We start from the raw sequence: 26,961 nt of genomic DNA, 5'->3' as shown, positions 1-26,961 counted from the left end.
TCCCCCCCCCCCCCCGCACCCCCCCAACGGGTGGGGCCGGGGGGGCTGGTTTTTGTTTATCAGCCACGGGTGCGGCCGCGTGTGGGTGCCCGCCACGGGGGGGCACATCGACCGGTTGATGAACGACAAGATGAGCCAGCTGGACGGGATGCTGGAGGGCCTCGAGGAGCTGGTGCAGCGGCTGGAGGGGGAGATCACGAACCTGGAGGCCGCGCCGGACGACCCCGACGCGCCGCCGCCTACCCCACAGGGGTGAGCCGTGCGGCGGGGCCGGCGCGCGCGAACGGGCCGGACAGGGGCTTCCCGCCATCTCCCACCTGAAGATTTCGGGCCAACCCACTCCCCAGGTCCACGTGCGCGTGCAACAATCCGAACTGCTGACACACCCCCGGTCAGCGCCTGTGGAGATCCCCTCCGGCCCCCGCGTTCCTCCCCCTGGCGCGGGGGCCTCTCCACGCGTTCACCCGTGACCGGGGCCACACTGTGGCCGGCGCCGCAATCCAACCGTTATCGTGTCGCCGTGCCTCTTGGATCCCTTGGACGGTCGAAGTCGGGCCGGCATCGCCCGCCCGCCCGTGAACAGGAAGAAGTCCTGCCCGACGAGGAGCTCGAGTCGTACCTGGCCGCCCTCGCCCCGGAGACCTCCGACGCGGAGACGACGGCGGGCACGAGCTTCGGCAACGCGCAGGTGTACCAGCTGCGCCTGCAGCTCATGGCGAACGAGCAGTTGAAGGAGCTGGCCGCCGAGCGGCAGACCTCCCCGCAGGCGCTGGCCACGGAGTGGGTCATGCAGCGGTTGGAGTGGGAAGCGCGCCAGCGCGGTTACTAGACCCCCGGCAGTGCCCCGGCTCCCGAGGCCGGGCCCGAACGCGAACAGGCCCCCGACCAGCCGGTCGGGGGCCTGCGCCGTCGTAGCGGAAGACGGTGGTGACGACGCGATCAGACCTTGCGCACGTTCTGGGCCTGCGGACCCTTGGTGCCCTGGCCGATCTCGAACTCGACCCGCTGGTTCTCCTCCAGGGTGCGGAACCCCTGGCCCTGGATCTCCGAGTAGTGCACGAAGACGTCCGGCCCGCCGTTCTCCTGGGCGATGAAGCCGAAGCCCTTCTCGGAGTTGAACCACTTGACAGTGCCCAGTGCCATGTACCTGCCTCCATCGCAGGAAAGCTTGGGGCTGCACCGTGCAGCCCCGGCCGTCCCGGGGCGTTTCCCCCACCGGTCGCCGGTGGGGACGGCACGCCCGCGTGTCGTTCCGCGAGCGTGAGACACGAACACAGAAACCACGGCCTGCGTGGCTGAGCGTATCGGTTGGTGACCTCGAGCACTACCACCCAGAAGTCATTGGTCCACCGGAAAGCTACTTCTCCGTCACCTTGGGTGGTTCCGGGAGTTCGACGCCGGCCTGGCCGATGTTGCGCTCCAGGGCGGCGCGCCACTCGCCGGAGCCGACCATCTTCTCGATGGCGGCGTTGACCTTCGAGCGGCCCTCCGCGTCGTCCTTGGCCAGGCCGATGCCGTAGCGCTCGGTGGTGAACGGCGTGCCGACCAGCTTGAGCAGCTCGGGGTTCTCCGCCACGTAACCCGCGAGGATGACCTCGTCCGTGGTGACCGCGTCGACGTTGCCGGCGAGCAGCGCGATCACGCAGTCGGAGTACTGGCCGTACTCGACCAGCTGCACGTCCTGGGCGAACTGGTCCTTGACCTTCTGCGCGGACGTCGAGCCGGCGACCGAGCAGAGCTTCTTGCCGTTCAGGGTCTCCGGGCCGGTGATCTCGTCTTCGGTGAAGCGGACCAGCACGCCCTGCCCGGTCTGGAAGTACGGGCCGGCGAACGCGACCCGCTCCTTGCGCTTGTCGGTGATCGAGTAGGTGGCGACGACGAAGTCGACCTCGCCGGAGGCGATGAGCTTCTCGCGGTCGGCGGACCGGGCCTCGCGCCACCTGATGCCGGACTCCTCGACGCCGAGCTGGGCGGCGACGTACTTGGCCACGTCCACGTCGAAGCCGACGAACTTGCCGTCGAGCCGGCGCTGCCCGAGGCCCGGTTGGTCGTACCGGATGCCGATGGTCAGCTCGCCGTCGTCGGCCTTGCCTGCCAGGGTGTCGTCGCTCGCGCCGCCGCACGCCGCGGTGAGGGACAGGGCCGTCACCAGGGCGGTCGCGGGCAGCAGTCGTCGGAACAGCATGTGCTGCGGAACCTCTCGGGTGCTGGGGGCGGCGCGGATCGACGCGCCGGACGTTGTTCATGCTAAGCAAGCGGGCGGGTCGGTCAGGTGCGATAAAGGTCGCAGTGGTCCACGCCAATGGTCCGTTCGGCGCAATCGGCGCTGTGAGCCCGCTGACGTCCGGTCAGGACGGCAGGAGTGCTCGCCTGGGCGCCACCCGCGGGCCGAGTCGGCGTATCGCCTTGTTCACGTGACCTTCGGGGACGCCCCAGCGGAGGGGCGCGGGCACGAGCAGCGCGGCGGTCCGGACGGCGCGCAGCAGGGCGGTGGCCGCCTGCCCGGGGTACGGGCGGTGGCCGTGCAGGGCGATGGCCCACGGGGGCAGCACGGAGTACGCGAGGTGGCCGAGCAGCGGCTCGTAGGCGTCCAGGCCGAGGCGCAGCACGCCGGTGACGGGCGGGCGGTGCAGGAACCGGTACACGACCTCGGAGTCGGCGGTGCGCCGCAGCCTGGGGAGCGCGGCGGCGAAGTAGTCGGCCATCTCGGCGGCGCTGCCGGGCACCTCGTCCTCGTGCAGGCCGACCAGGGCGGCGGTGCGGCGTTGCTCGTCGTAGTAGCGGTCGACCTGGGCGTCGGTGAGCCGGTAGCCGGCGCGGCGCAGCACGGTGAGGAAGCAGTGGACCTCGGCGCAGTGCACCCAGAGCAGCAGTTCGGGGTCGTCGATCCGGAACGTGCGGCCGGTGTCGTCCTTGGCGCGCAGGGTGCGGTGCACGGCGCGGACGCGGGCGGCGGCCCGGTGGACCTCTTCGGTGGAGCCGTAGCTGACCGTGCCGACGAAGTCCGCGGTCCGCAGGAGCCTGCCCAGCGGGTCGCGCCGGAAGCTGGAGTTCTGCACCACGGCGGCGACCGCGCGGGGGTGCAGCGCCTGCAGGTAGAGGCTCGCGATGCCGGCGACCCACATGGCGGGGTCGGCGTGCAGCTGCCAGGTCACGGTCCCCGGTCCGAGCAACCCGACGTCCACCGCCCGATCGTGTCACGTCGTGCGGTTCGCGTCACCCCTTCGACGTGCCAAGACGGTTGGGGCGTAACGCGTTCAGGGGCTTGAACGATTCCACGTGACACCGTGGAGCCTCGGAGCGGGTGCAGGGATGAGCAGTGGCAGAAGCGTCGCCTTCGCCGGAGTGGCGTTGTTGCTCGCGACCGGCGCGCTCGTGACGATGGCGATCACGGTGCGCGAACCGCGGCCGGTGGACGTGCGGCAGGTGCAGCTGAGCCCCGTGGAGCCCGGTGTGGTCAGCGCGACGTACACCACGACGGTGGCGGTCGCGCGGCCGACGACGATCCCCGTGGTGGCGCCCGAGCCCGAGCCGCGGCCGGCGCCGCCGATCACCACGACCACCACCGCCGTGACGACGACGTCGTCGGAGCCGCCGCCCCCGTCGTCCAGCACCGTCGTGACCACCACGCCGACCCGGCCGACGCAGGGCCACCACTGCGACCCCGCGTACGTGACGGAGGGGCCGTGCGTGCCGTGGCGGTTCCCGCGCGGGGTGCGGGAGTTGTGCGACTGGCTGCGTGACCACGGCGCGGGCCGGATCGAGGTGGTGGGGCGGGACCGCCACCACCTCGACCTCGACCGCGACGGCCTGGCCTGCGAGCGCTTCGACTGATTTCCGGTGTGCGCGAACGTTGAACTCGGGTGCTCCGAACGTAGGACACACGCGTTCCGAACGTAGGACACACGCGACGCGAACGTAGGACACGCGCGTTCTGGACGTAGGACACGCGGGGGTCAGCGGGTGGCCAGGCGGTCCAGGGCCGCGCCCACGCGGTCGGTCAGCAGGGACAGGGCGCCGACGGTGCGGGTGGTCGGGTCGTCGTCCGCGCCGCCGAGGGCTTGGGCGCGCACGTAGGCGGCCTTCACCTCCCGCCAGCGGGCGGCCTGGGCCTCGGTCAGGGCGCCGCGCAGCTCGGCCAGCTTGAGCAGGTTCGCCTCCGCGCCCGAGGTGAGCGTCTGCGCCTCGCCCGCGTAGTGGTCGTCGATCACCGCGTCCAGCTCGGCGTCGTTCATCACCGGCACGATCCGCTCCGCCAGCTTGTTCATGTTCCGGTACGAGCCCTGCAACCGGAACGGCGGCTCGATCCGCGACGCGTCGGCCTGGGCGGCGGAGGCGATGTACGCCCGGTTGACCGCCAGCACGACCTCCCGCACGCGCAGCAGCTTGCGCAGCACGGACAGCACCTGCTCCAGCTCCGCGGCCCCGTACGGGTGCGCGAGCCGGTCCGCCCGCACGTCCTCGCCGCGCGCCATCCGCACCAGCAGCTCGACGTCGCCGCGGTCGCGGGTCGACAGCGGCGCGAGCACCGGGTTGGACGTGAGCGCGTTCTCCACGTAGCTCGACGCGAACAGGTCCTCGCGGCCGGACAGCACGTCGCCGAGGTTCCACACGTCGGCGCGGTTCGCGAGCATGTCGGGGATGCGGAACCGCTGCCCGGACTCGGTGTACGGGTTGCCCGCCATGCACACCGCGAACCGCTTGCCGCGCAGGTCGTAGGTGCGCGTGCGGCCGTCCCACACGCCTTCCATGCGGCGCTGCGCGTCGCACAGCGAGATGAACTTCTGGAGCAGCTCCGGCGAGGTGTGCTGGATGTCGTCCAGGTACAGCAGCACGTTGTTGCCCGCCTCCAGCGCGAACGAGATCTTCTCGACCTCCTGCCGCGCGGTGGCGTTCGGCGCGTCCGCCGGGTCGACCGACGTCACACCGTGGCCCAGCGCCGGGCCGTTGACCTTGACGAACACCAGGCCGAGCCGGTGGGCGACGTACTCCATCAGCGTCGTCTTGCCGTAGCCGGGCGGTGAGATGAGCAGCAGCAGGCCCATCTGGTCGGTGCGCTTGCCGTCGCCCGCCGCGCCGAGCTGCTTGGCCAGGTTGTCGCCGATCAGGGGCAGGTAGACCTCGTCCAGCAGCCGGTTGCGCACGAACGCGCCCATCACCTTCGGCCGGTGCTCGTCCAGCCGCAGCCTGGCCCGTTCGGCGGCCACGACCTCGTTGCGCCGCCGCTGGTAGGCGCGGTAGGCGGGCACGCGGTGCTCGCGGAACGCCCGGGTGCGGGTCAGCAGCTCGTCCAGCCGGACCTCCAGGCCGCGGTCCACGACGCGCGGGTGGGTGCCGAGCAGTCCGTCCACAGTGGCCTCCAGCTGCGCGGACGACTCGTGCCGGGGCAGGTCCCGGCACAGCTCCAGCGCCACCGCCTCCGGCAGGTCGGGCAGGTGGCGGTCCCGGTCGGGCAGGCCGCCCAGGAACGCCTCGTACCAGCCCTCCGCCAACCGCCGCCGCACGTCGAGGTCCGCGATCGCCGCGAGGTCGTCGTCGAACTCCCTGCGCCCGCCCAACGCCCGGTGGAACGCGTCCACCAGGGCGCGCGCCCCGGCGCTCGTGACGAACCCGAACGGCGAACCGCACAGCTCCTCGAACAGGTACTCGCCCGCGAGCGGGTCGCCGGCCGCCGCGCCCAGCTCGGCGCACAGCTCGTCGATGGCCGCGGTGTGCCCGAACGCCGCCCTGGCCCGGCCCAGCGAGACCGCGCGCCGCGCGAACGCCGACCGCACGCCCTCGTCGGCCGAAACCCAGAACAGCTGCGCCGCGGCCCGCGCGGCCGGCGGGAACCGCAGCACGCCCGCGCCCGCGTGCAGGCGCAGCACCACGTCGAGGATGCGGGCCGCGTCGTGGTCGTGCACGCCCCGCTCGTAGCCCTCGTCCAGCCGCGACTCGGCGACCCGGCGCACCAGGTCCGGCAACCGGCCCCCGGTGGCGGCGGCGTGCAGCTCCTCCACCGGGTGCTCGGCCAGGATCGACGCGGCCAGGTGCTCGGCCCGGTAGACCTCGGCCGTCTCCGACACCAGCGACTGGTCCCAGAACGGCCGGGTGTCCGCGAACGCCGGGTCGCGCACGGGCGCGCGGAAGTCGGTGCCCGTGACGGCGAACGACAGCTCCCCGTCCTTGGGCACGAGCGTCAGGTCGACCGGCTGGGTGTTCACCGCGAACCGGTGCCGGCCGAGCCGGATCGCCTCCCCGTCGAACAGGTCCAGCCGGTCCCGCAGCGAGCGGCCCGCCTCCTGCCGCGCGGCCAGCACCCGCCCGTCCAGCTCCTCGGCGCGCACCCGGTCGCCCAGCGCGCGCAGCTCGTCGGCGACCGCGCGGACCTTCGCCACCATCGGGTCGGTCGCGAAGTAGGTGTTGACCTCGTCCGCCGACGCCAGCGACGCCACCCGCCCGGTGACGCTCGCCAGGATCCGGTCGGCGGAGGTCGCGAGCCGGTCGGCGTGACGGGCCCGGTCGTCCAGCAGCGCCTGCTTGCGCGACGAGAACGCCTCGTTGACGTCGGTCCGCTTCTCGCCGAGCCGGGTCAGGAAGTCGTCGAACGCGCCGAACCGCGACTCCAGGTTCTCCAGGTGCAGCAGCAGCCGGCCCAGCTGCTCGTCGCACCGCTGCGGGGTGTCCGCGACCGCCAGCGCGCCGGTGATCGCCTGACCCAGCAGCGCGAACTCGGCGGCGAACTCGGCCCGGCCCTCGGTGGCGAGCAACGCGCGCCGGCGGCCGTCCGCGGTGGCCCGCGCCCGGTTCAGCCCGGCGAGCACCTCGCCGATGCGCTCCAGGATCGCCGTGCGCACGGTGGCGTCCGCGATGTCGAGCGAGCCGATGGTCTCGGTCAGCACCTCCAGGCCGCGCTGCTGCTCGCCCAGCCGCTCGACCACCGGGTCGGCCTCGGCGGCCGTGCGGATCGCCTCGGCCTCGCCGACCAGGCCCTCGACCCGCTCGTGGTAGCCGGCGAACGCGTCGTCGCGGCGCAGGTGCTCGACCGCGCGCCGCGCCGTGCCCGCCAGCTCGTCCTCCACCGACGACACCAGCGCGTCGATGCGGGCCGCGTCGGCGTACCGCAGCTCCTTCACCGTCAGCAGGTGCCCCTGGGCTTGCCGCAGGTCGGCGAGCTGCCGCACCCACGCGTCGGCCGACGCGGGCACGTCGCCGCGCACCCGGCGGACCACCGACGCGATCCGCTCCTCGGCCTCGTCGACCGCGGCCGCCGCCTGGTCGGTCAGCGCCCGCACGGTCTCGAACTCGTCCAGCACCTGCTCGGCCGTCGCCCGCACCCGCGACAGCGGGTCGCGCAGGTCGCCCAGCTCCGGCTCGCCGAGCCAGTGGTAGGTGTCGAGCACCCTGGCGCAGGAGGCGATCAGGTCCTCGAACACCGGCACGGACGGGGCCGTGTCGCCGACGAGCCGGGTCACCGACAGGCAGTCGGAGATGCCGCGCACCAGGTCGGCGTTGCCGACGCGTTCCAGCGGGCCGGTGCCCACGGGTTGCGCGGCGGCGTAGGCGTCGGACAGGTACGGCGTCTGCCACACCTGCATCGGGTGCACGCGGGTCGGCTCGTCGTCCGTCGCCCGGAACACGACCAGCGTGCCGTCGTCGAACAGCGAGTACCCGTGGCACGACAGCGGGGTCGCCACTTCCCTGCGGATCACGTTGTACGGCAGCAGCAGCGACCGGCCGTCGCGGCGGGCGTGGAAGACGTACAGCACGTCCTCGCCGTTGGTGGAGCGGATGACCCGCTCGAACTCCAGCTCGTCCACCGGGGTGTCGAACGTCTTGCCGACGCCGGTGGCCAGGTGGTAGCCGCCGGGGAAGATCAGGCCCTGGTCCTCGGGCAGCCGTTGGCACGCCTGGCCGATGCCGTCCAGCCGCACCACGGACCGGGTGCGGGTGTTGAACACCAGGTGCCGCCACGCGGTCTCGTTGTAGGGGCGGACGCGTAGCAGGATCAGCGGGCCGACGCGCGCGTACTGCACCTCGCCGTCGGCCAGGGACTGCAGCGGCTCGTCCACCGGCTCGGTGTAGACGCCCTCGCCGGTCTCGGTGTTGTTCTCCACCTTGATGGTGAGGTCGCCGCCGATGGTCTCGACGAACACCTCGTCCTCGACGGAGATGTGCGGGTGGCGGCCGGGCACGTGGTGCTCGCGCCCGGTCGCGATCCACTCGAAGTCGTGCGACGGCGGGAACACGTGGTCGCGCTCGCCCCGGTTGTCCAGGTACTCGACCGAGCCGTCCACGCCGACCCGCCAGCGCAGCACCCGGATGTCGCCGATGCGCGCGCCCGTCTGGAACACCGCCAGCAGCCGGCCCTCGACCCGGCGGAGCTGGATCAGCCTGGTGTCCCGGTAGTACCGGTACAGCTCGGCGAAGTCGCGCTCGAACCGCGGGTCGCGCAGCAGGCCCGGCAGCTCGTCGTCCGCCGCGTCCTCGAACCGGAACGCCCCGCCGTCACGGGTGAAGCGGTGCAGCGAGAACACGTCGTCGACCGCGGTCTCCGGCTTCAGGCCGATGAAGACGTTGTAGCCGAACAGCATCAGCCCGGTCGCCGGCGACCCGCCGCCCCCGGCGACGGACAGGGACACGCAGTCGCGCGGCACGCAGTTGTGCTCGGTGCGGATCCGCTCGGTGCCCAGCAGCGCCAGCTCCGCGCTGCCGAACACCTCCAGCCGGCGCGCGTTCAGCTCCTCGGCCCGCCGGGCGAGCCCGGCTGCCTGCTCGGCCAGCCGGGCCCGCAGCACCTCGTACGTGCCGGCCTCCACCGCCGCGCCCGCCTCCACCGGCGCGGTCACGACAGCGAGGCGACCGGCCGCTCGGCCACGCCCAGCCGCTGCGCGGCGGCCAGCAGCTCGCGCAGCTTGCCCTCGTCCGGCCCGCCGGAGCCGATCAGCTTGAGCAGCAGCGCGGACACGGTCAGGTTCTTGACGTCACCGGTGCCGAACGAACCCAGCAGCCGGCCGAGGTCGTCGGTGAAGCTCGCCGACCCGTCCAGCCACGGCCCGGCCAGGGTCCGGGCGACGTCGGAGTGCTCCACGAACCCGTCCACCTGCTTGCCCACCGTGATCGCGCCGACGATCCGGTCGAAGAACGCGCTCTCGCCGCCGACGATGTCGATGTCGGCCTTCTCCAGGCCCGTGGCCAGCACCATCGCCTGCGACTCGGCCACCTGCCGCTGCACGTCCAGGCCCGCGAGCCGGACCTCCTTCTCGGTCTCCAGCCGCAGCCGGTACTCCTCGTGCTCGCGGGTGGCGCCGTCCAGCGCGGCCATCGCGCCCGCCTTGTCGGCCAGGCCCTCCGCCTCGCCCTTCAGCTTCTCGCGGATCGCCAGCGCGGCCACGAGCGCCTTCTCCTTCTCCACCGCGGCCTCGGCGCGGCCGACCTTCTCGATCGCCTCCGCGTCCCGCTCGCGCACCTGCACGTCGGCCAGCCCGTTCGCGGCGGCCTCGGCCTGCTTGCCCTCGGCGAGGCGGATCATGGCGCGGGTGTCCAGCTCGGCGGCCTGCTGGCGGGCCTCGGCGAGCAGCAGCTCCTCGCGGGCCTTGAACTTCGCGGCCTGCTCCGCGGCCTCCGCCGCCTTGATGTCCTTGACCAGGCCCTCCTGCGCCTGCGCCTCGGCCTTGATCACCACGGTCTGGCGCTGCCGCTCGGCCTCCTCGACCGCGCGCAGCCGCTTGATGATCTCCTCCTGCTCGGCGACGGTCTTCTCCACCGCGATCCGCTCGCGCACCACCTCGGCGACGGACCGCTTCTCCGCCTCCAGCTCCTTGTCGGCGGCGATGCGGGACAGCTCGGTCTCCCGCTCCCGGCCGATGACCTCCAGCATCCGGTCCTTCTCGATGCGCTCGGTCTCGATCGCGATCACGCGCTCGCGGTTCTTCTCGGCCACCGCGATCTCGCGGGCCTTGTTCTCGGTCTGGATGCCGAGCTGCTCGTCGGTGCGGATGTGCGCGGTGTTGGCCTTGAGCCGCTCCTCGGCCTGCACCTTGGCGATCTCCGCCTCCTCGCGCGCCCGCATCGTCTCGACCTCGCGCTTCTGCTTGATCTCCGCGTCGGCCCGGCGGCGCTCCAGCTCCAGGATCGCCTCGCGCGCCTCGACGTTCTGGCGCGTGATCTCCTTCTCCTCCTGGCGCGTGAACTCGTTCGTGCGGACGTGCTCGATCGCGGTCAGCTCGGTGATCTTGCGGATGCCCTGGGCGTCGAGGATGTTCGACGGGTTGAGCTGCGCCATCGGCGTCTGCTCCAGGTAGTCGATCGCCGCGTCCTCCAGGCTGTAGCCGTTGAGGTCGGTGCCGATCACCTGGATGATCCGGTCGCGGAACTCGTCGCGCATGGTGTAGAGGTCGATGAAGTCGAGCTGCTTGCCGACCGTCTTCAACGCCTCCGAGAACTTCGCGTTGAACAGCTCCTGGAGGGTGGCCTCGTCGCTGGCGCGGGCGGTGCCGATGGCCTGGGCGACCTTGATGACGTCCTCGACGGTCTTGTTGACCCGCACGAAGAACGTGATGCGGATGTCGGCGCGGATGTTGTCCCGGCAGATCAGCCCTTCCTGGCCGGCGCGGCGGATCTCGATCGTCTTCACCGAGATGTCCATGACCTCCGCGCGGTGCAGCACCGGCAACACCACCGCGCCGGTGAACGTGACGTCCACCTTGCGCACCTTCGAGATGATCAGCGCCTTGCCCTGGTCGATCTTGCGGAACAGCCTGCTGACCAGGATCAGCAGCGCGATCACGACGACCAGGACGACGGCGATCAGGATGCCGAACCCGGTGGTGATGACGTCCATCAGTGCTCCCCCAGTGCGTGAGTCGGGTCGAGGCCGAGGTCCAGCGGCGCCACCCAGAAGAACTCGCCGTCCGCGTCGTAGTCGAAGATCACCGCGGTGGCGCCCGCGGTCAGCGCGTCGTCGCCGGGCTGCCGCACCTGCACGACCGCCGACGAGCCGTCCGCGGCGGTGACCTCCGCCTGGCCGAAGGTCCGGGTGACCCGGCCCGTGCGGATGACGCAGGTGCGGCCGACGAAGTCCAGCCGGGACGCGGGCGGGTCGGCCGGGAACAGCCGGGTCAACGGCGCCATGGCCAGCCGGGCGAGCACCGCGCCGACCAGCAGCGCGCCGCCGAGCACGGCGAAACCCGCCGCGGCCGACGACGGTCCGACCAGCACCACGCCCGCCAGGCAGGCGAACCACGAGAACGCCACCAGCAGCGAGACGCCGATCGTGGCGGGCACGCCGCCGATGTCCAGCTCCACCCAGTCCGCGTCCGCCGCGCCGAAGGCGACCAGGAGCCAGTAGGCGACGACGATCACCAACAGGATGCTCGGCACCGCGACCGGGAATCCCAGCGCCACCGCGAAGAACCGCCCCATGCACCCCCCTTTCACGGGACCCTAACCCGGTGCGGGGCGCGGACAGGCCGGAATGACGCAACGCGGTCGACCCGCGCCGCTCAGTGCACGAGCAGGCCGGACACCTTGGTGAGCGGGTTGCCGGCGTAGCTGACCACCGCGCCGTCGGCGGACGGCATCGAGCGGATGCTCATGCCCGCGAACCCCCGGTCGGTGACGAACCAGCCCCACGTCGTCACGTACGGCCGGTCGTCACCCGGCACGACGTCGAGCGTGGGCCGCACCCGTTCCTGCACCACGTACGGCTCGTCCCCGACCTCGTCGAGCACCCGCGCCCACTCGCGGTCGGTCATGAGCCACCCCGGGTGCACGCCCGCGCCCGCGAACCCGCCCGCCGCCTTGACGATCAGCTCCTCCCGCCGCTCGCGCAGCAGGTCGCGCGGCACGTCCCGCAGGGAGCGGGTCCACGGCACCAGCCGGTCCACCAACGCCTTCTCGTCGTCGTCCAACGCCTCGCGGTGCTCCGACAGCAGCGCGATGGTCGACTTGCTGCCGTAGTAGTAGCTCGACAACGGCGTGTACAGCTCGGTCTTGTGGCCCTTGGCCAGCGTGTCCGCGTGCGCGACGGCCTGCGCGGCGTTGAAGTAGCGGACCGCCACGTCCAGCTTCGTGCCGTGCAGGTGCAGGTAGCCGTCGCGGGTGGTCAGCTCGTGCAGCTCGCCGAGCAGCACGTCCACGCCCAGCCGGGCGCAGGTCTCCCGGAAGCTCTCGAACCCCTTGGCGAACCGGGCCAGCATCCCGCCCTCTTCCAGGAAGGCGACGGTGCGGTCGGGGCCGATGGCGTCGAGCAGCTTCTCGACCGGGTTGACGTAGCCGAGGCCGTGCTCCCGGACGAACGGTTGGAAACCCGGGTCGGCGTGGATCACGCGGGCCAGCTCGCCCAGGTCCGGGCCGCCGAGCTGCGAGCCCGCGTTCACCTCCAGCAGCCGGAACCGGTCGCCGACGCGGTAGATGTCCGCGCGGCCGTGCACCGGCGGCCGTTCGGAGCCCATCAGCGCGGCCTCGGCGGGCGGGATGCCCAGGGCGTCGGCGAACCGGGTGAAGCTGCCGCCGAACAGCCTGCCCGGTAAGGAGAAGAGGAGTTCGAAGAAGTCGAGCACGTCGGCCGCGACGTCGTGCGCGGTGCGCTCGTCCAGGAAGAAGGGCCGGTTCACCAGCCGGTGGCCGTAGGCGGCGCGCAGGCCCGGCGGCAGGTCCAGCCGGCCCATCAGCCCGTGCAGGCCCTCGTCGTCCAGGTACGCCTGCGTCACGTGGTCGGTCACCGCTGTGCTCCTCCGGGTCGTCGGTCGGCGCACATGATGGCGGAGCGGTGCGCGGCCCGAGACCCCTAGTCCGCCCGGGACTGCGGCAGCCTGACCGATTTGCGGGCACGCGGCGCGGACGGCGGCGGCACCACCGGCCCGATGTCGCCGTCCGGAGCCTCGTCCAGGTCGACGATCACCGGCGCGTGGTCGCTCGGCCCGGTGCCCTTGCGGGCGTGCCGGTCCACCCACGCCGCCTCGACCCGCGCGGCCACCGGCGCGGACGCCAGGACCAGGTCGATGCGCATGCCGAGGTCCTGGTGGAACATGCCGGCGCGGTAGTCCCAGTAGGTGAAGACCCGCTCGGCCGGCCACCGGTCGCGGACCACGTCGTGCAGCCCGACCTCCCGCAACGCCGCCAACGCCTCCCGTTCGGGCGCGGTCACGTGCGTGTGGCCGGCGTACGCCGCCGGGTCGAACACGTCGGCGTCGGTCGGCGCGATGTTGACGTCGCCGCAGACCACGACCTCCGCCGGCCCGGCCGCCACCACGTCCCGCAACGCCGCGAGCCAGGCCAGCTTGTAGCGGTAGTGGTCGGAGTCCGGCGACCGGCCGTTGGGCACGTAGACGGAGTGCACCCGCACCCCACCGCACGTCGCCGCCACCGCCCGCGCCTCCTGGTGCGGGAACCCGGGGCCGCCCGCGAGTCCCGCCACCACGTCGCCCAACCCGACCCGGGACAGGATCGCGACCCCGTTCCACCGACCCTCGCCGTGCACCGCCACCTCGTACCCGCGGCCCGCCAGCTCGTCGCCGAGCAGCGCGGTGAACGCGTCGTCGGCGAGCTTGGTCTCCTGCAGGCAGACCACATCGGGCCGCCGCTGGTCGAGCCACGGCAACAACCGCGGCAACCGCTGCTTCACCGAGTTCACGTTCCACGTGGCCACGCGCACCCGTCCCACGTTAGTCCGAACGACCACCCGCCGCGTCCGAACGCGCGCCGATTTCCCGAACCACCGCCGTCCCCGGAATCCGGCCTTCCCCACTGATCCACGCGTGACGGCGGCCACACCGACGATCGGACCACCCTGCCGGCAGGCGGGCACGTCGTCGGTAAGCTGTGGGCGAGGGCTGCTAGCTCAATTGGCAGAGCAGGAGACTTTTAATCTTCGGGTTCAGGGTTCGAGTCCCTGGCGGCCCACCAAACTCGCAGGTCACGACGGGTGATCGAGGGCCGAGCGCCGCCGGAGCCCCCGTTTACCCCTCACTTACTCCCGTTCGACCTGATCACAGCCCCGAGCGCATCCGCCGCCGCACGGCCGGACGACCGGCGCCCCATGTAGACGTCCTGCGTCATCGACGGCCGAGAGTGACCGAGGAGGTCTGCGATCTGCCGGGCCGTCAACCCGGCCTCGTCCAGCAGCGTGGCGACCGTCCTGCGGAAGGTTCGGAAAGTCACCCACTCGTAACCCGCCGGGTGATGAACGGCTTCCACGCCCGGTTGCGGACGTTCGTCGCTTCCCGAATCGTGCCGGTCGAACTGGGGAAGATCGGCCCGTTCAGGTCCGACGCCCTCGACCGCCGTTCGGCCAACAACATCACCACGCACCAATCCGGCAACGGGATGGGCCGTTCGGCGTTTTCCGTCTTCCCCCGATTCACCACCCGAGCCCGGCAACTGCTCGACCGGGCCGACCGCCGCCAGGTCGCCTCCCTGCTCACCCTCGCCCTGCGCGCCGCCGATGGCGTGGCCTACAAGTACCGCTACTACGACCTCTCGGCCCGCCTCATCGATCTCATGCGCGCCACGGCGAACGAGTCCGAAGACCCGCTGTTGCCAGCGGCCGTCTCGTACGTGCGCACCGAGACATTCTTCGCCAGCGGCGACCTCCACACCGCCGCGCGCGCCCTCGACCAAGCCGCGGACCAGATCCCCACCCGCAACCTGAAGCAGGCCGCCACCGCCGCGGCGTTCGGCTCCCTGTAGGAAGCGCTCGCCGCGCGCCAGGCCAGCAGGATGACCGGGACGGACACCGCCAGCTGGACTACCAGCATGCGCCGGGTTCGTTCATCCCGCCGACCCCTCCAAGGCACCACCCACCCGCGTCAAGGAGGTCGAGAGCCCACCGTCGTGGCCGTGCGAAGTACCCCTTGACACGTGTGGGTGGGACGAGTCAAGTCGGCGGGATGACATAAGCCTGCTCTGTGTGGGCAAGGCCTCTCGCGGTGCGCACGCGAGCTATCGTTGCTGACTGGGAAGATCGATCTCAAATGACTGAGGATCCTCCAGCACTCTTTGCGCTAAATTTCGCACCCCCTTGACCGCCCGATATATGGTAGTGCCACCAGCGCCGCCCTTACTGATCCATCCTTTCGCCACCATGCCCGATAGGATATTGCCAACAATCTGTTGCTTCTGCTGATCCAATCCTCGGTAAAGCGCACTTTCCTTACGGGCCGACCCTTCTTGATTATACACCTTCTTGAGAATAGAAAGCGCAACGGCCGTTTCAACGGGAAGGTTCAACGCAAGAATTCCGGCGGTCGTCTGAGTTGTGTGAGAATATTTATCCACCGCCGTGTTCACGAAGTTGTTTGCGAGCCACGGCGGGATAGCAGCGATACCGTCAACGAAATGAATGGAACAGTTATCGAAGATGGCACATTCAGAAGCTGTCGACACCTCGCTCAAGTTCAGAGTGTTGATCAAACAGTCCCGGTAACGAGTACTTGCCTGCACGGGCCCATCAGCGGAGAAGTGGTCGAATATCACTCCCTCTACCATGTATCCTAGATTGACTTTTGCATCCTCCTCGCTGACGGCATCCGCGACTCGGATTGCATCAGAGACCACCACATCGGACCAGCCCTTACTTTGACGGTGGTCAACAGCGGCAAGTGCCAGAGAAAGGCTCCCTCCGCTATCAGTAAATGCAGAAGCGGCGACGTCTATCGATATACTGTCCGCGGCGTCGATCCAGGATGCGGCGCGTGACAGCGGATGCTGATTATTATGTGAGTCGGCAAGGTACGCCGCTAGATCTTCACCATAGGCAGCCCCTGCTAGCGATCGGTCGATGAACACTCGTTTTTCTTCTCGATCCGACGTCGTGTCAACTGCCAATCCAGGAAGGCGAAGCAGGGCTTGCAGACCTTCCTCCTCCGGTTCCCGACCATTGATTTCATAGAATGCGCGCTTCATTTCGTCCATGCCCACTGGGCCGAGTTCATTGCCTTTAGAGCGCGCGAGAGTAGCTACCCGCGATAAAATCTTGAGGATCACCTCCGGCCGGACAACCGAGAGTATCTTAGCTTCGCGCTCGCATATTGCTGCCAGTAGAGTCCGCCAGGACTGACCCACACTCTGGTTCGACAGGTCACCTGGAATACTATCCCTGTTAGAATAGAGATAACCGAGCAACAGAGGTCGAGCGGGGACCCAGTCGGGAATACTACTAGTTATTCCCACGAGTTTTCTGTACTGCGCAAGCTGATCCTCATTGAAATCTTCAAGGGTCAGTTGTAGAGCTGAATCTCCGAGATTCAGGGCTGCGACCATCTCGGAAGAAGAAGAGAAGAAGTGGGATCTTCCAGATACTATTACACCACCCGCTTCTGGCATCTCTTCGATAAGCCTACGAACAGCGCTGAGGGCCTGCCATCTGACCTCTTTTAGGTCAGAGGCTCCACCCACCCAGCGTTGCGGTACGAGTTCGTCGAAGCCGTCCAGAAGGAGAGTGCATGCGCCAGCGCGCCACGCGGAAATCAACCCGTTTTGTCCGGCGAAATCGATGTTCTCCGCATGCCGCCTGATGATCTCCGCAGGAGTTCTTAGGCCGATACAATCATTCAAATTAATGTGGAGCGGGAAGGGGTTCGTCAGAGTATCTTTAAAGTATGCTCTTCGTAGAATATTGTACAGTTCCCTGAGAGCATGACTCTTCCCAACACCGAACTCCCCGGTGAGAAGGACACGGCCACCAGAATTTAAAAGTTCGGCGATATAGGGAAGCTTGAACGTTTCTCCACTAGACGTGGTGAAGCGTGAGGCTACATCCACTTTCGGAAAGCCGCCACGAGTGGTGAAGACAGTACTACCAAAGGGAGCATCGGACCGGCGACGAAGATAACCTTCCGCGTCGCATAGTCGCTTCTGCAGCGTCTTGATACTGATAGCGTATAGTGGAAAGCCAGCCTTTTTGGCTTCTTGCTCGACAGCGCTCCGTTGATCGGCTAGCGGCTCATTTCGCGTTACGAACCATCCGCGCGGAGTTTTATACCTGTTTTCGGGGAACTTTGACAGCTTGGTGAGAACTTCGCGCAGCTTTTGCGCATCCTGAACGGCCTTTGCCTTTTTTGTGTTAACGGTGAACTCATATGCGTTTATCGCATCTTCGGTGATGAAAATCGAGTCACGTTCTTTCCCTTCGAACATTGCTGAACCTTGCAGCCCGAGGGGATCATGGATGGCGCGTGCGATCTCTCTCGCACGATCCTCAAACTCCGTGCCTCTTTCCGACACTCTGGATTCCCGATTCACTCGCCTCGAAGGACCGAGGCAGATACGGACGGTTACATAGAGTAGGCAAGCTTCGTGCTGTCGGGTGAATGATGCCCTCAATGGTAGCCGTATAGAGTGAACGAGTACAGGCCAATCCGACTGCAAGCAGATACCATCTTAGTGAGAAATGCTCGCATTTGAGCGGGCTACAGCCGCAGCCTGGATAGCGATGGCGGCAGAGGCTCTCACGCTGATCGACGGAAGGACGGCATCAGCTCGTTTCGGCGGAACATGTATGGAACGGCCAGCCGGAGGGTAGGGCACTGTGTCGATCCTCGGCAGGGTCCACGTGATCCAGTTTCGAACCTGTTTCGGGTTCGCCAGCTTGCCTCTGGCGGATGTGTTGATCGGCTCCGGGGGAAGGGTGTCACGGGAAGTCGCCTATACATTCCTGAGGTATCGCTGGCCGACGCGAATCCTGCGCGTCGACGGAGACCGCATACCCGGTGCGCTACCACATACTAAGCCCGCCGAGGGTGCCCCGGAGGTTGACGCTCAGCGCCACCTCACCGAGCGGTTTGGGCAAGCCCCGTCAGGTCGGTCAGCGGCAAGCGCTTGACCTTCATTCGACAGAGGAAGCGAAGCTGAGTGAGTGGATCTGCTTCCACGTCCGCGTGATCTTCACCGCGAGGACGAGCCATCCACGCACAGCACAAGGCTGCCGCGCGGGACCTCCCGATCTTCGTCTGATCGCCTCCGCTGAACAGCGGAGACGCCGGGGCCGTAAGTGGACTCACCGCCAGAGGTTCCGGAAGAAGAGGCCACGCCCGCCCACGCAACCTGCACGTTGGTACGCGAGCTTCTGCGGATGGCGATCGGTGCGACAGGTGACTCTGGAAGCAAAATCAAGGACTTCGGTTCCCCCGACAAACGATGGCAAAGGCCATATAATTCGATTCACTGTGGCGTTCGCCGGTGCGGGAATGTGTCGGCAGACGCCGAACATGCGACATTCACACGTTCCGGTTCAAGGTTCGAGTCCCTGGCGGCGCACGATGGCGTCACGGCCTATTCGGCCGCGTTCGGATTCATCGTGGCACCGGGTCGTGTCCGGGGACGACCGGAACGGGTGATGTGGCTGGCGGTGTGGGGCCTGGGCGGATAAGTAGAGGCCATGCACTTCGTGGCTGCACTCGCGCTCATGTCTTCGTTCACCGTGGTGTCCGGGGACCTGACCAGCTATGACGCACGTGTGCCCGTCGGTGCGCGGGCCGAGGTGGTGGCGGCCCCGGACGATGGCGGCACGGTCGTGCTGCTGCGCACCAGTGGGCTGCTACCCGACCGGGCGTACGGGGCGCACGTGCACGTCAACCCGTGCGGTGCGGGGCCGGCGGATGCCGGGCCGCACTACCAGCACGTGCCCGGTGGGGCGACGGATCCCGCGTTCGCCAACCCGCGCAACGAGATCTGGCTCGACTTCACCACCGACGGGCGCGGGCGGGGGCAGGCCCTGGCCCGGGTCGACTGGCGGTTCGGGGAGCGGCGGCCCGGATCGGTCGTCCTGCACGAGGAGCACACGCACACCGAGCCGGGGCACGCGGGCACGGCCGGGGCGCGGGTCGGGTGCCTCACCGTCCCGTTCTGACCCCGGTCGCGGCGGGTGACGTCCGCCACTGGCCGGGCTGGGCGACAATGGAGGGCGATGTCCACCGCCCTGCACGCCACCAAGCCCCTGACGATCGGCCGGTACCCGGTCGATCCCGCCGTCGTGCTCGCGCCCATGGCCGGCATCACGAACGTGGCCTTCCGGCAGCTGTGCCGCGAGTTCGGCAGCCCCACCTCGCTGTACGTCTGCGAGATGATCACGGCCCGCGCGATCGTCGAGCGCGACGCCAAGACCATGCAGATGATCACCTTCGGCGAGGGCGAGAGCCCGCGGTCGATGCAGCTCTACGGCGTCGACCCGAAGTCGATGGCCGAAGCCGCGAAGATCATCGTCGGCGAGGACCGGGCCGACCACATCGACATGAACTTCGGGTGCCCGGTGCCGAAGGTGACGCGCAAGGGCGGCGGCGCGGCGCTGCCGTACAAGAGGCAGCTGTTCCGGCAGATCGTGCGGGCCACCGTGCGCGCCGCCGAGCCCGCCGGGGTGCCGGTGACCGTCAAGTTCCGGATCGGCATCGACGAGGACCACCACACCTACCTCGACGCCGGCCGCATCGCCGAGGACGAGGGCGCGCAGGCGGTCGCGCTGCACGCCCGCACCGCGTCCCAGCGCTACTCCGGCCAGGCCGACTGGTCCGCGATCGCCCGCCTGAAGGAGGCCGTGACCAGCATCCCCGTGCTCGGCAACGGCGACATCTTCAGCGCGCGCGACGCCCTCGACATGGTCGCCAAGACCGGGTGCGACGGCGTCGTCGTCGGACGCGGCTGCCTCGGCCGGCCGTGGCTGTTCGGCGAGCTGCAGGCCGCGTTCCGGGGCGAGCCGATCCCGCCCGGACCGCGGCTCGGCCAGGTCGCGGCCGTGCTGCGCCGCCACGGCGCGCTGCTCGCGGACTTCCTCGGCGAGGACAAGGGCCTGCGCGACCTGCGCAAGCACATGTCCTGGTACCTGAAGGGCTTCCCGGTCGGCGCGGAGCTGCGGCGCGGCCTCGCCATGGTCTCGACCCTCGCCGAGCTGGACGACCTGGTCGGCCGGCTCGACCCCGACCTGCCGTTCCCGGACAACGCCGACGAGCCGCGCGGCCGCCAGGGCTCGCCCGGCAAGGTCGTGCTGCCCGAGGGCTGGCTGGACGACCCGGAGGACGCCACCGTCCCCGAGGGCGCCGACGAGCTGCACTCGGGTGGGTGACGTGGGCGTCCGCGCCGCCGCGGCGCTGACGTGTGCCCTCGTGCTGACCGGCTGCGGCTCGGTGGTCACCGGCGCCGCCCGGCCGCTGCGGGTCACCGACGTGGAGCGCGAGCTGGTGACGGGCTACTTCGCCGACCTCAACGAGGCGGGCTCGCAGGGCACGTCGGAGCAGCACGAGCTGCTCGGCGAGACCCAGCACCCCGACTTCCGCGACGACGGCTGCCAACTGCCCTCGGGCACCATCAGGGTGCAGCCGACCATGTCGACGCTGCGCCTGGACCCGGCGTGGGCGCCGCCCGGCCGGGACGAGCACCCGCGCGGTGTCGTGCTGGTCGTCGCGGTGACGCTGACCGTCGTGCAGGAGGGCGCCGAGATCGGCAGCCAGATCGGCTCGCAGCACGTCGTGCTGCTCAACGGCAAGGTCTACGGCTTCGCGCCCTGCGTCAATTGAGGTGACGCCGGCCCGGTCGACCACGCTGCGCGAACTTCGTGACCTTCGGATCACCGAATGTCACTAGTTCGGAGCAGTGCACAGTCAACCGGTCGAGGGAAATCCCTCAGTGACGCGTCCTGGCCGCTCAAGCGTCGCCTCGTATCAGACGACACCTTGGCAAGGAGGGAGGTGAGCGCGATGACCGCACTGCGACCCGAGGTCACCGACCCGGACAGCGACGGCGAGCCCGGCGTGGGCGTGCCCGCGGCCGAGAGCGAGGGCACCGGTCTGGTGCAGCTGCACGAGTCGATCGCCGCGCTGCTCGCCTCCCGGGGCCAGTGGCGGCAGGCGTACCAGCACCTGCGGTCCGCGTTCGACCTGGTCTACGCCGACCAGGACGAACAGCCACAGGTGCCCGAGCAGCTGCGCCGCGAGGTCGACCGGCTGCGCCGCGAGCACGCCGAGGCGCGGGAGCAGAGCCTCCGGGACAGCCTCACCGACAGCTACAACCGCAGGTACCTGGACGAGCGACTGGTCGCGATGGTCGCCGAGCGCGGCTCGACCACGTCCGGTCTCGCCATCGCGTTGATCGACCTCGACTGGTTCAAGCAGGTGAACGACACGTTCGGGCACCTGTTGGGTGACCGGGTGTTGCAGCGCGTGGTCGAGCTGCTCCAGGAGGAGCTGCCGGAGGGCGCGTTCTGCGCCCGCTACGGCGGGGAGGAGTTCGTCCTCGTGCTGCCGGGCGTCGAGCCCGCGTCGGCGGTGGAGATCGCCGAGGCGGCCCGCATGCGTGTCGAGCGTCACGCTTGGTCTTCGTTGGCGCCGGGTTTGCGAGTGACCGTCAGCATCGGGTTGGCCTACGAGCCGCCCTCGGCGGACTCGCCGGCGCGTCCGCCGACCGCCCCCGAGCAGCAGTTGCTGCACGCGGACAGCCTCCTCTACACCGCCAAGCAGTCAGGACGGAACGCCGTCGCCTACCGGGACAACGGCCGGGTCCGCCTCGCGGGTGCCGCTTCCGGGCGACGCGGGATAGCCGAATCGAGGGTCGCCGGTTACTGACACCGATCGGTAACTCACCCTTTCGGACGTAGTCTGCTGCGCGCAACCGAGTACGACCAACCCCTGTATCACCGGGAGTGGTCGTCAGGACTGGCGGTCATCCGTAGTATCGCCAAGGCAAGTGACACGCCGTTGGTGCAACCACTGTGTCCTCGCCGACGTCAACTCGTGATGACGACCGACTAATGACCGACGCTGAAGGGAGACCGGGTGCCCGACGAGCCCCGCCGTGGCGGCCCCGGACCCGGAGGTGACCAGGCCCCGCAGGAAGACCAGCCGACCGGCCGTCGTCGCAGGTCGCTGGACGCAGGCGGGCTGAGCGTGTCCGACCTGCTGGAGCAGCACAGCCGCACGAACATCCCCCGCCCGGTCCCACCCGGTCCGTCGGACACCGGCCGGCGCGCCGCGCCCGAGCCGGAGCCGCCCCGCAGACCCACGCCGCCCACGAACGGCAGGCACGCGCCCGAGGGCACGGGCCGCCGCGCCGCCCCGGAGCCGCCGCCGCGCAGGCAGGCGCCCGAGGACACCGGCACCAGGCCCCGGCCGGTGAACGGCGCACCGCCCGCGCCCGGACGCCGCCCCGCCGCTCCGCCGGACTTCTTCGCCCCGGCGAACGAGGGCACCGGCACCCGGACACCGCGCCCCGCGCCGGAGGACACGGGCGGACGTCGTTCCGCGAACGGCCACCGGCCCGCCGAGGCCGACCCGAGGCGTCCCGCGCCGCCCGCCGAGGTGGGCGGCGAGCCGAGCAGGCGGATCCCCGCCAACGGCCGGCCGCGTCCCGAGGGCGGCGCACCGCAGGACCCGTCGCGCCGGCTCGCCGAGGGCACCGGCCAACGCCCCCGCCCGGACCTCCCCGGCACGCCGCCGGGTCGACGGCCCGCGGAGGGCGCACCGCAGGGCTTGACGCCCGACGCGCCCCGACGCGCGGCGGAGGGCGATGGACCGCGCAGGCGAGCCGACGATCCGGCTCCCGGCACGTCCCGGCGTGCGGCGGACGGCGGCGGAGCGCGGCGGCACCCCGAAGACCTCACACCCGACGCGCCTCGGCGTGACGGCAGCGGACCCCGGCGACGCCCCGAAGACCCGCTCGACGCGCCCCGACGGGCGGCGGACGGCGTCGCGCCGCGGCGGCACCCCGACGAACTCCCGCCCGACGCGACCCGACGCCCGGCCGACGGCAGCGGGCCACGCCGGCGACCGGACGAGACCGGACGCCGGCCCGCCGAGGGCGTCGAAGGCGCCGGTCGGCGGCTCGCAGACGGCCCCCGGCCCGGTGAGAACACCGGCCGACGTCCGCGCCCCGGCGCTCCGGTCGACGGACCGCGTCGCCTCCCCGACGGCAGTGGACCGCGACCGCACCCCGAGGACCTGGCGCCGGGCACGCCTCGCCGCCTCGCGGACGGCAGCGGACCGCACGACCTGAACGGCGCACCCCGCCCCGGGGCGCGCCCACGTCCGGAAGACCCGCGCCGCGCGGCGGACGGCCCACGACCGGGCCTGCCCGGCGACGACCCGGCGGGCCGCCGTCCGGACGGCAACGTCCCGCGCCGACTGGCCGATGGGCCACCCGTCCCACCGGTGGACGGCGGAGCCCCGCGCCGACTCGCCGACGGACCCCCCGCGCCGATCGACGGCGGCGCACCCCGGCGGCTCGCGGACGGGCCCCCGGTCCCGGTGGACGGCAGTGGCCCGCGACGGCTCGTGGACGGACCGCCCCTCGACGGCAGTGGCCCGCGACGGCTTGCCGATGGACCGCCCGTCGACGGCAGTGGTCCGCGTCGGCTCGCCGACGGTCCTCCGGCCGACGGCAGTGGTCCGCGACGGCTCGCCGACGGGCCGCCCCCCGTGCCGGCCGACGGCGGTGCGCCGCGGCCGGGTGGTGACGTGCCCGGGCGGAGGTTCGCCGAGGACGCCGCGCCCGACCAGGCGCCCCCCATCGCCGACCGCCTCGGCGCGCCCGGCCCGGAGCCCCGCGACGCCATCGACCCGGCCAGCCTGACCACGGAGATGGAGGCCATCAGCGACGACGTCAAGAAGCGTCGCGAGGTCGACCACACCCTGGCCCGGTTCTCCGCCGTCCACGACGAGCTGGCCGAGCAGGAGCGACTGCGCAAGGAACGCCGCCAGAAGCTCATGCCGTGGAAGGCCGACCACGACGAGGACGCCACCGAGTACGCCTCGCCGGTCGACGACCCGGAACTCGACGGCCCGCGCCGGCGCGGCCGCACGGCCAAGCACAGCAAGATCGTCCGCTCGGTCAAGGTCGTCGCGCTGACCGCCGCCGTGCTGGTGTTCGTGTCCACCGGCCTCGGCTGGGGCGCGATGTTCTACATCGACAGCAAGATCACCGAGATCGACGCGCTGAACACCAACTCCGCCGCGGTGCACGAGGCGGAGAAGCAGCTCGGTGACGAGAACTTCCTCATCGTCGGCTCGGACACCCGGGCCGGGGCCAAGCCGCAGGACGGCGTCGGCGACTCCAGCGCCGAGCCGGGCGCGCGCTCGGACGTGCTGATGCTCGCCCACATCCCGGCCGACCGGAAGCGCATGGTCGTCGTCTCCGTGCCGCGGGACCTGCGCATCACGCGCCCCGCGTGCGAGCGGTGGGACCCGGCCACGGGCGAGTACTCCGGCGAGCAGCTCGACGCCGAGGAGGGCGTCCGCGCCAACGAGCCGTACGCGGTCGGCGGGCCGCGGTGCGTCAGCAAGTTCATGACCGAGCTGACCGGCCTGGAGATCAACCACTTCATCAGCGTCGACTTCAACGGCTTCAAGGGCATGGTCGACGCGATCGGCACCGTGCCGGTGTGCGTGCCGAAGCCGATGAAGGACGACGAGCTGGGCGTGATCTTCGAGCAGCCCGGCAGGTTCGAGATCAACGGCGACAAGGCGCTCGACTACGTGCGGGCGCGCAAGGTCAACGGCGAGGTGTTCGGCGACTACGACCGCGTCACGCGGCAGCAGAAGTTCCTGTCCTCGTTGCTGCGCAAGGCGCTCTCGTCGGAGATCCTGCTGAACCCGAGCAAGCTCAACGCGTTCCTCAACGCGTTCGCCGCCTCGACCGTCGGCCAGAACATCGGCGTGAACGACATGCTGACGCTGGCGCAGTCGTTGCAGAGCCTGGAGGCCGGCCGGGTCACGTTCATCACCGTCCCGCACGAGACGTCCGAGGGTCCGACGCTGTCCAACGACGACAACGTGGAGTTGTTGAAGGAAGAGGACACCCGGAAGTTGTTCCAGGCCATCATCGACGGCACGCCGCTGCCGGAGGAGACGCCGGACGACACCGCGGACCAGGCCCAGGGTCAGGCGCAGACCCCCGCGCCGACCGGCCCGAAGCAGGGCAAGGTCATCGACCACAAGGGACTGAAGGTCCAGGTCCGCAACGGCGACCCGGACAACGCCGGCGCGGCCGGCCGGACCACGGCGGCGTTGCGGGAACTCGGCTACGACGTGGTGCTGCCCGGCGACGCGCCGCCCGCGGAGAAGACGGTGATCCTGTACGGGGTCGGCGCGGAGGACGCGGCGGCGACGCTGCACTCCTCGGTGCCCGGTGCGACGTTGCAGTTCCAGGCGAACATGGCCGGCGCGGTGCAGTTGCTGATCGGGCCGGGCTGGGACGAGGAGGTCCGCGCGCCGCAGGCGGCGGGCACCGACCCCGGCAAGGCGCAGGCGCCCGAGGACCTGCCCGTCGTCAACGCGGGGAAGGACCCCTGCGCCTGAGCCGACTGGACGTCTTGGGTTCACCACCGGTTCACCGGGGTGGGTCGCTACCGCTATGACCTGGCCGTAGGCTGTCGGCCATGCGTGAGGCCTACCACGACCGGCTCGGACAGCTCGCCGACCAGCTCGCCGACATGTGCGGCATGGCCGGTGACGCGATGGAGCGCGCGACCGCGTCCCTGCTCGAGGCGGATCTCGCCCTGGCCGAGCAGGTGATCGGCGACGACGCCAAGATCGACGACGTGCGCGCCGGCATCGAGGAGCAGGCGTACGCGCTGCTGGCGTTGCAGGCACCGGTCGCGACCGACCTGCGCATCGTGCTGGCGGTGATCCACGCCGCCGAGAGCGTGGAGCGGATGGGCGACCTGGCGCTGCACGTGGCGAAGGCCGCGCGGCGCAGGCACCCGAACCCGGTGCTGCCGGACACGGTGCGGCCGTACTTCGCCGAGATGGGCCGCATCGCGGTCGAGCTGGCGCGGGAGGCGACCGACATCATCCGCACCCAGGACGTGGCGCGGGCGCGGTCGTTGGAGGACGCCGACGACGCGATGGACGACCTGCACCGGCACCTGTTCACCGTGATCATGGACCGGGAGTGGGCGCACGGCGTGCCGTCGGCGGTGGACACCACGTTGCTGGGCCGGTTCTACGAGCGGTTCGCCGACCACGCCGTGTCGGTCGCCAAGCGGACCGTCTTCGTGGTCACCGGGCGGATGCCCGGCTACCACCCGGCCGACGGGTCCTGACGCGCGTCAGCCGAGCAGGCCGTTCAGCTCCTGCGCGAGCTGGGCGGCGATGCGCGCGTTGTCGGCGGGGGCGTGGGTGAGCCACTTCCGCCCGTCCGGCCCCTGCCGCGTCTGCGACAGGTAGCGACCCTGGTCGTTGTCGAACCAGGCGACCTGCGGCGCGCGCTGCTCCCGACCGTGCCGGCCGCGGACCGTGACGCCGAACTGGCCCGCGCGCAGCCGGGGGCGTTCGAACACCGCCTCCAGCGCGCGGACCTGCGCGGACGCCGTCGAGCGCGGTGCCATGGCCTGGGTGAACGTGGCGTTGCCGAAGTCGTCGTCGCGGCGCGGCGGTGGCGGCGGCGCGGACGTGGGCATCGGCACGGTGATCGACTGGCCCGGGCCGGGTCGGGACGGGGGCACGAGGTCCACGATCGTGCGCAGCAACGCGGGCGCGCGCATCACGTCCACCTTGATCTGCCGGTCGTCCATCACGGCGAGCGCCGCCGTCTCGCCGGCCGCGCCGCCGCGCGCCAGCAGTTGGCGCTCGACGTTGCGGGCGTCCAGCGAGGCGACCGCGTTGAGGCAGAAGTCGAACCGCACGAGCAGGGTGAGCGCCTCCTCGACCTCGGGCGCGGCCCGGCCGTTCCGGGCCAGGCCGCGTGACTCCAGGTCGCGGTAGACGGCGTTGCGGATGCCGCGCCGCTCGTCGAGCGTCTGCCCGAGGTAGGGGAACTCGAACGGGTAGGGGCGGCTGCCGAGCTTGAGGTCCTCCCAGAGCATGTCGGCCGCCGCGTGGGACAGGGCGAACGAGAACACGCTCACCCGCCGATGACCGGCGGAGCGACCATGGTGCCGTCGCCGAAGACGTCCTCGGTCTCCACCAGGTAGGACGCAGCCTTGTGCTCCTTGTCCTCGTCGCCCTGGCCGCGCGCGCCCGCGGCGCCCGCGCCCATCCCCGCGCCCATGCCGCCGGGGCC

Annotated in this window: 20 protein-coding genes and 1 tRNA gene; 11 read left to right on the top strand and 10 right to left on the bottom strand. The window is 70.6% G+C overall.

Annotation, left to right across the window (positions count from 1 at the left end):
- The first annotated feature begins 118 nt into the window (after window positions 1-118).
- A complete protein-coding gene (locus ACFXGA_RS26900; RefSeq protein WP_378092392.1) occupies window positions 119-256 on the top strand; it encodes a hypothetical protein in 138 nt (45 codons plus the stop codon).
- Window positions 257-520: 264 nt separating this feature from the next.
- Window positions 521-829, top strand: coding sequence for a hypothetical protein (locus tag ACFXGA_RS26895; RefSeq protein WP_378092390.1), 309 nt, complete (start codon window positions 521-523; stop codon window positions 827-829).
- A gap of 110 nt (window positions 830-939) precedes the next feature.
- Here ACFXGA_RS26895 and ACFXGA_RS26890 read toward each other — a convergent pair whose 3' ends face one another.
- The 3 genes from ACFXGA_RS26890 to ACFXGA_RS26880 all read right to left on the bottom strand — a co-directional run bounded on the left by ACFXGA_RS26890 (window position 940) and on the right by ACFXGA_RS26880 (window position 3,185).
- Entirely contained in the window at window positions 940-1,143 is a 204-nt protein-coding gene (locus ACFXGA_RS26890; RefSeq protein ID WP_015105489.1) for a cold-shock protein, read from the bottom strand.
- Window positions 1,144-1,357: 214 nt separating this feature from the next.
- Window positions 1,358-2,185, bottom strand: a complete 828-nt coding sequence (locus ACFXGA_RS26885) for a glutamate ABC transporter substrate-binding protein (RefSeq protein WP_378092386.1) — start codon at window positions 2,183-2,185, stop codon at window positions 1,358-1,360.
- A gap of 163 nt (window positions 2,186-2,348) precedes the next feature.
- Window positions 2,349-3,185 carry an oxygenase MpaB family protein gene (locus tag ACFXGA_RS26880; RefSeq protein WP_378092384.1) on the bottom strand — a complete coding sequence of 279 codons (837 nt, stop codon included), beginning with the start codon at window positions 3,183-3,185 and terminating at the stop codon, window positions 2,349-2,351.
- A gap of 127 nt (window positions 3,186-3,312) precedes the next feature.
- On the opposite strand from ACFXGA_RS26880, the gene ACFXGA_RS26875 reads away from it, so the two are divergent.
- Entirely contained in the window at window positions 3,313-3,834 is a 522-nt protein-coding gene (locus ACFXGA_RS26875) for a hypothetical protein (protein WP_378092381.1), read from the top strand.
- Window positions 3,835-3,956: 122 nt separating this feature from the next.
- Here the strand turns inward: ACFXGA_RS26875 and ACFXGA_RS26870 are convergent, their stop codons facing one another.
- From ACFXGA_RS26870 to ACFXGA_RS26850, 5 genes are all read right to left on the bottom strand, one after another.
- Entirely contained in the window at window positions 3,957-8,828 is a 4,872-nt protein-coding gene (locus ACFXGA_RS26870; protein ID WP_378092379.1) for a DNA repair ATPase, read from the bottom strand.
- The gene (locus tag ACFXGA_RS26865; protein WP_378092377.1) at window positions 8,825-10,822 is read right to left on the bottom strand and encodes an SPFH domain-containing protein; all 1,998 of its coding nucleotides are present in this window, start codon (window positions 10,820-10,822) and stop codon (window positions 8,825-8,827) included. Before ACFXGA_RS26865 ends, ACFXGA_RS26870 begins: the two co-directional genes overlap by 4 nt.
- The gene (locus ACFXGA_RS26860; protein WP_378092374.1) at window positions 10,822-11,403 is read right to left on the bottom strand and encodes a hypothetical protein; all 582 of its coding nucleotides are present in this window, start codon (window positions 11,401-11,403) and stop codon (window positions 10,822-10,824) included. The genes ACFXGA_RS26865 and ACFXGA_RS26860 overlap by 1 nt, the downstream gene beginning before the upstream one ends.
- A gap of 80 nt (window positions 11,404-11,483) precedes the next feature.
- Entirely contained in the window at window positions 11,484-12,704 is a 1,221-nt protein-coding gene (locus ACFXGA_RS26855; RefSeq protein ID WP_378092371.1) for a hypothetical protein, read from the bottom strand.
- Window positions 12,705-12,769: 65 nt separating this feature from the next.
- The gene (locus tag ACFXGA_RS26850) at window positions 12,770-13,645 is read right to left on the bottom strand and encodes an exodeoxyribonuclease III (protein ID WP_378092369.1); all 876 of its coding nucleotides are present in this window, start codon (window positions 13,643-13,645) and stop codon (window positions 12,770-12,772) included.
- A gap of 166 nt (window positions 13,646-13,811) precedes the next feature.
- Here ACFXGA_RS26850 and ACFXGA_RS26845 point away from each other — a divergent pair.
- Together ACFXGA_RS26845 and ACFXGA_RS26840 are read left to right on the top strand one after the other, a co-directional pair.
- A tRNA-Lys gene (locus ACFXGA_RS26845) sits at window positions 13,812-13,887 on the top strand.
- 165 nt (window positions 13,888-14,052) lie between these two features.
- The gene (locus tag ACFXGA_RS26840) at window positions 14,053-14,670 is read left to right on the top strand and encodes a hypothetical protein (RefSeq protein ID WP_378092366.1); all 618 of its coding nucleotides are present in this window, start codon (window positions 14,053-14,055) and stop codon (window positions 14,668-14,670) included.
- A 252-nt stretch (window positions 14,671-14,922) separates the two neighbouring features.
- Here ACFXGA_RS26840 and ACFXGA_RS26835 read toward each other — a convergent pair whose 3' ends face one another.
- A complete protein-coding gene (locus tag ACFXGA_RS26835; protein ID WP_378092364.1) occupies window positions 14,923-17,118 on the bottom strand; it encodes an NACHT domain-containing protein in 2,196 nt (731 codons plus the stop codon).
- A gap of 1,240 nt (window positions 17,119-18,358) precedes the next feature.
- On the opposite strand from ACFXGA_RS26835, the gene ACFXGA_RS26830 reads away from it, so the two are divergent.
- From ACFXGA_RS26830 to phoU, 6 genes are all read left to right on the top strand, one after another.
- Entirely contained in the window at window positions 18,359-18,829 is a 471-nt protein-coding gene (locus tag ACFXGA_RS26830) for a superoxide dismutase (protein WP_378092361.1), read from the top strand.
- A 57-nt stretch (window positions 18,830-18,886) separates the two neighbouring features.
- A complete protein-coding gene (dusB, locus tag ACFXGA_RS26825) occupies window positions 18,887-20,035 on the top strand; it encodes a tRNA dihydrouridine synthase DusB (RefSeq protein ID WP_378092358.1) in 1,149 nt (382 codons plus the stop codon).
- Entirely contained in the window at window positions 20,028-20,486 is a 459-nt protein-coding gene (locus ACFXGA_RS26820; RefSeq protein WP_378092355.1) for a hypothetical protein, read from the top strand. Before dusB ends, ACFXGA_RS26820 begins: the two co-directional genes overlap by 8 nt.
- 180 nt (window positions 20,487-20,666) lie before the next feature.
- On the top strand, window positions 20,667-21,530 hold the full coding sequence (locus ACFXGA_RS26815) for a GGDEF domain-containing protein (RefSeq protein WP_378092352.1): 864 nt from the start codon (window positions 20,667-20,669) through the stop codon (window positions 21,528-21,530).
- A 1,887-nt stretch (window positions 21,531-23,417) separates the two neighbouring features.
- Window positions 23,418-25,256: an LCP family protein gene (locus ACFXGA_RS26810; RefSeq protein WP_378092350.1), complete on the top strand. Its 1,839-nt coding sequence runs from the start codon at window positions 23,418-23,420 to the stop codon at window positions 25,254-25,256.
- An 80-nt stretch (window positions 25,257-25,336) separates the two neighbouring features.
- Window positions 25,337-26,002 carry a phosphate signaling complex protein PhoU gene (gene phoU / locus ACFXGA_RS26805; protein WP_378092348.1) on the top strand — a complete coding sequence of 222 codons (666 nt, stop codon included), beginning with the start codon at window positions 25,337-25,339 and terminating at the stop codon, window positions 26,000-26,002.
- 6 nt (window positions 26,003-26,008) lie between these two features.
- On the opposite strand, the gene ACFXGA_RS26800 is transcribed toward phoU, so the two are convergent.
- A complete protein-coding gene (locus ACFXGA_RS26800; protein ID WP_378092345.1) occupies window positions 26,009-26,806 on the bottom strand; it encodes an ESX secretion-associated protein EspG in 798 nt (265 codons plus the stop codon).
- Window positions 26,807-26,961 lie beyond the last annotated feature (155 nt).

It is taken from the genome of Actinosynnema sp. NPDC059335 (genome assembly GCF_042752395.1).
GTDB lineage: Bacteria > Actinomycetota > Actinomycetes > Mycobacteriales > Pseudonocardiaceae > Actinosynnema.
Note: the sequence above shows the minus strand (reverse complement) of the source record. Positions and strands in the feature narration are given on the sequence as shown.

What these genes read in the sequence shown, in the direction of transcription:
- ACFXGA_RS26900 (WP_378092392.1), top strand. Translation starts at nt 119, where the DNA reads ATGAACGACAAGATGAGCCAGCTGGACGGGATGCTGGAGGGCCTCGAG.
- ACFXGA_RS26890 (WP_015105489.1), bottom strand. Translation starts at nt 1,143, where the DNA reads ATGGCACTGGGCACTGTCAAGTGGTTCAACTCCGAGAAGGGCTTCGGC.
- ACFXGA_RS26815 (WP_378092352.1), top strand. Translation starts at nt 20,667, where the DNA reads ATGACCGCACTGCGACCCGAGGTCACCGACCCGGACAGCGACGGCGAG.
- ACFXGA_RS26885 (WP_378092386.1), bottom strand. Translation starts at nt 2,185, where the DNA reads ATGCTGTTCCGACGACTGCTGCCCGCGACCGCCCTGGTGACGGCCCTG.
- ACFXGA_RS26860 (WP_378092374.1), bottom strand. Translation starts at nt 11,403, where the DNA reads ATGGGGCGGTTCTTCGCGGTGGCGCTGGGATTCCCGGTCGCGGTGCCG.
- ACFXGA_RS26830 (WP_378092361.1), top strand. Translation starts at nt 18,359, where the DNA reads ATGCACTTCGTGGCTGCACTCGCGCTCATGTCTTCGTTCACCGTGGTG.
- ACFXGA_RS26865 (WP_378092377.1), bottom strand. Translation starts at nt 10,822, where the DNA reads ATGGACGTCATCACCACCGGGTTCGGCATCCTGATCGCCGTCGTCCTG.
- ACFXGA_RS26875 (WP_378092381.1), top strand. Translation starts at nt 3,313, where the DNA reads ATGAGCAGTGGCAGAAGCGTCGCCTTCGCCGGAGTGGCGTTGTTGCTC.
- dusB (WP_378092358.1), top strand. Translation starts at nt 18,887, where the DNA reads ATGTCCACCGCCCTGCACGCCACCAAGCCCCTGACGATCGGCCGGTAC.
- phoU (WP_378092348.1), top strand. Translation starts at nt 25,337, where the DNA reads ATGCGTGAGGCCTACCACGACCGGCTCGGACAGCTCGCCGACCAGCTC.
- ACFXGA_RS26835 (WP_378092364.1), bottom strand. Translation starts at nt 17,118, where the DNA reads ATGTTCGAAGGGAAAGAACGTGACTCGATTTTCATCACCGAAGATGCG.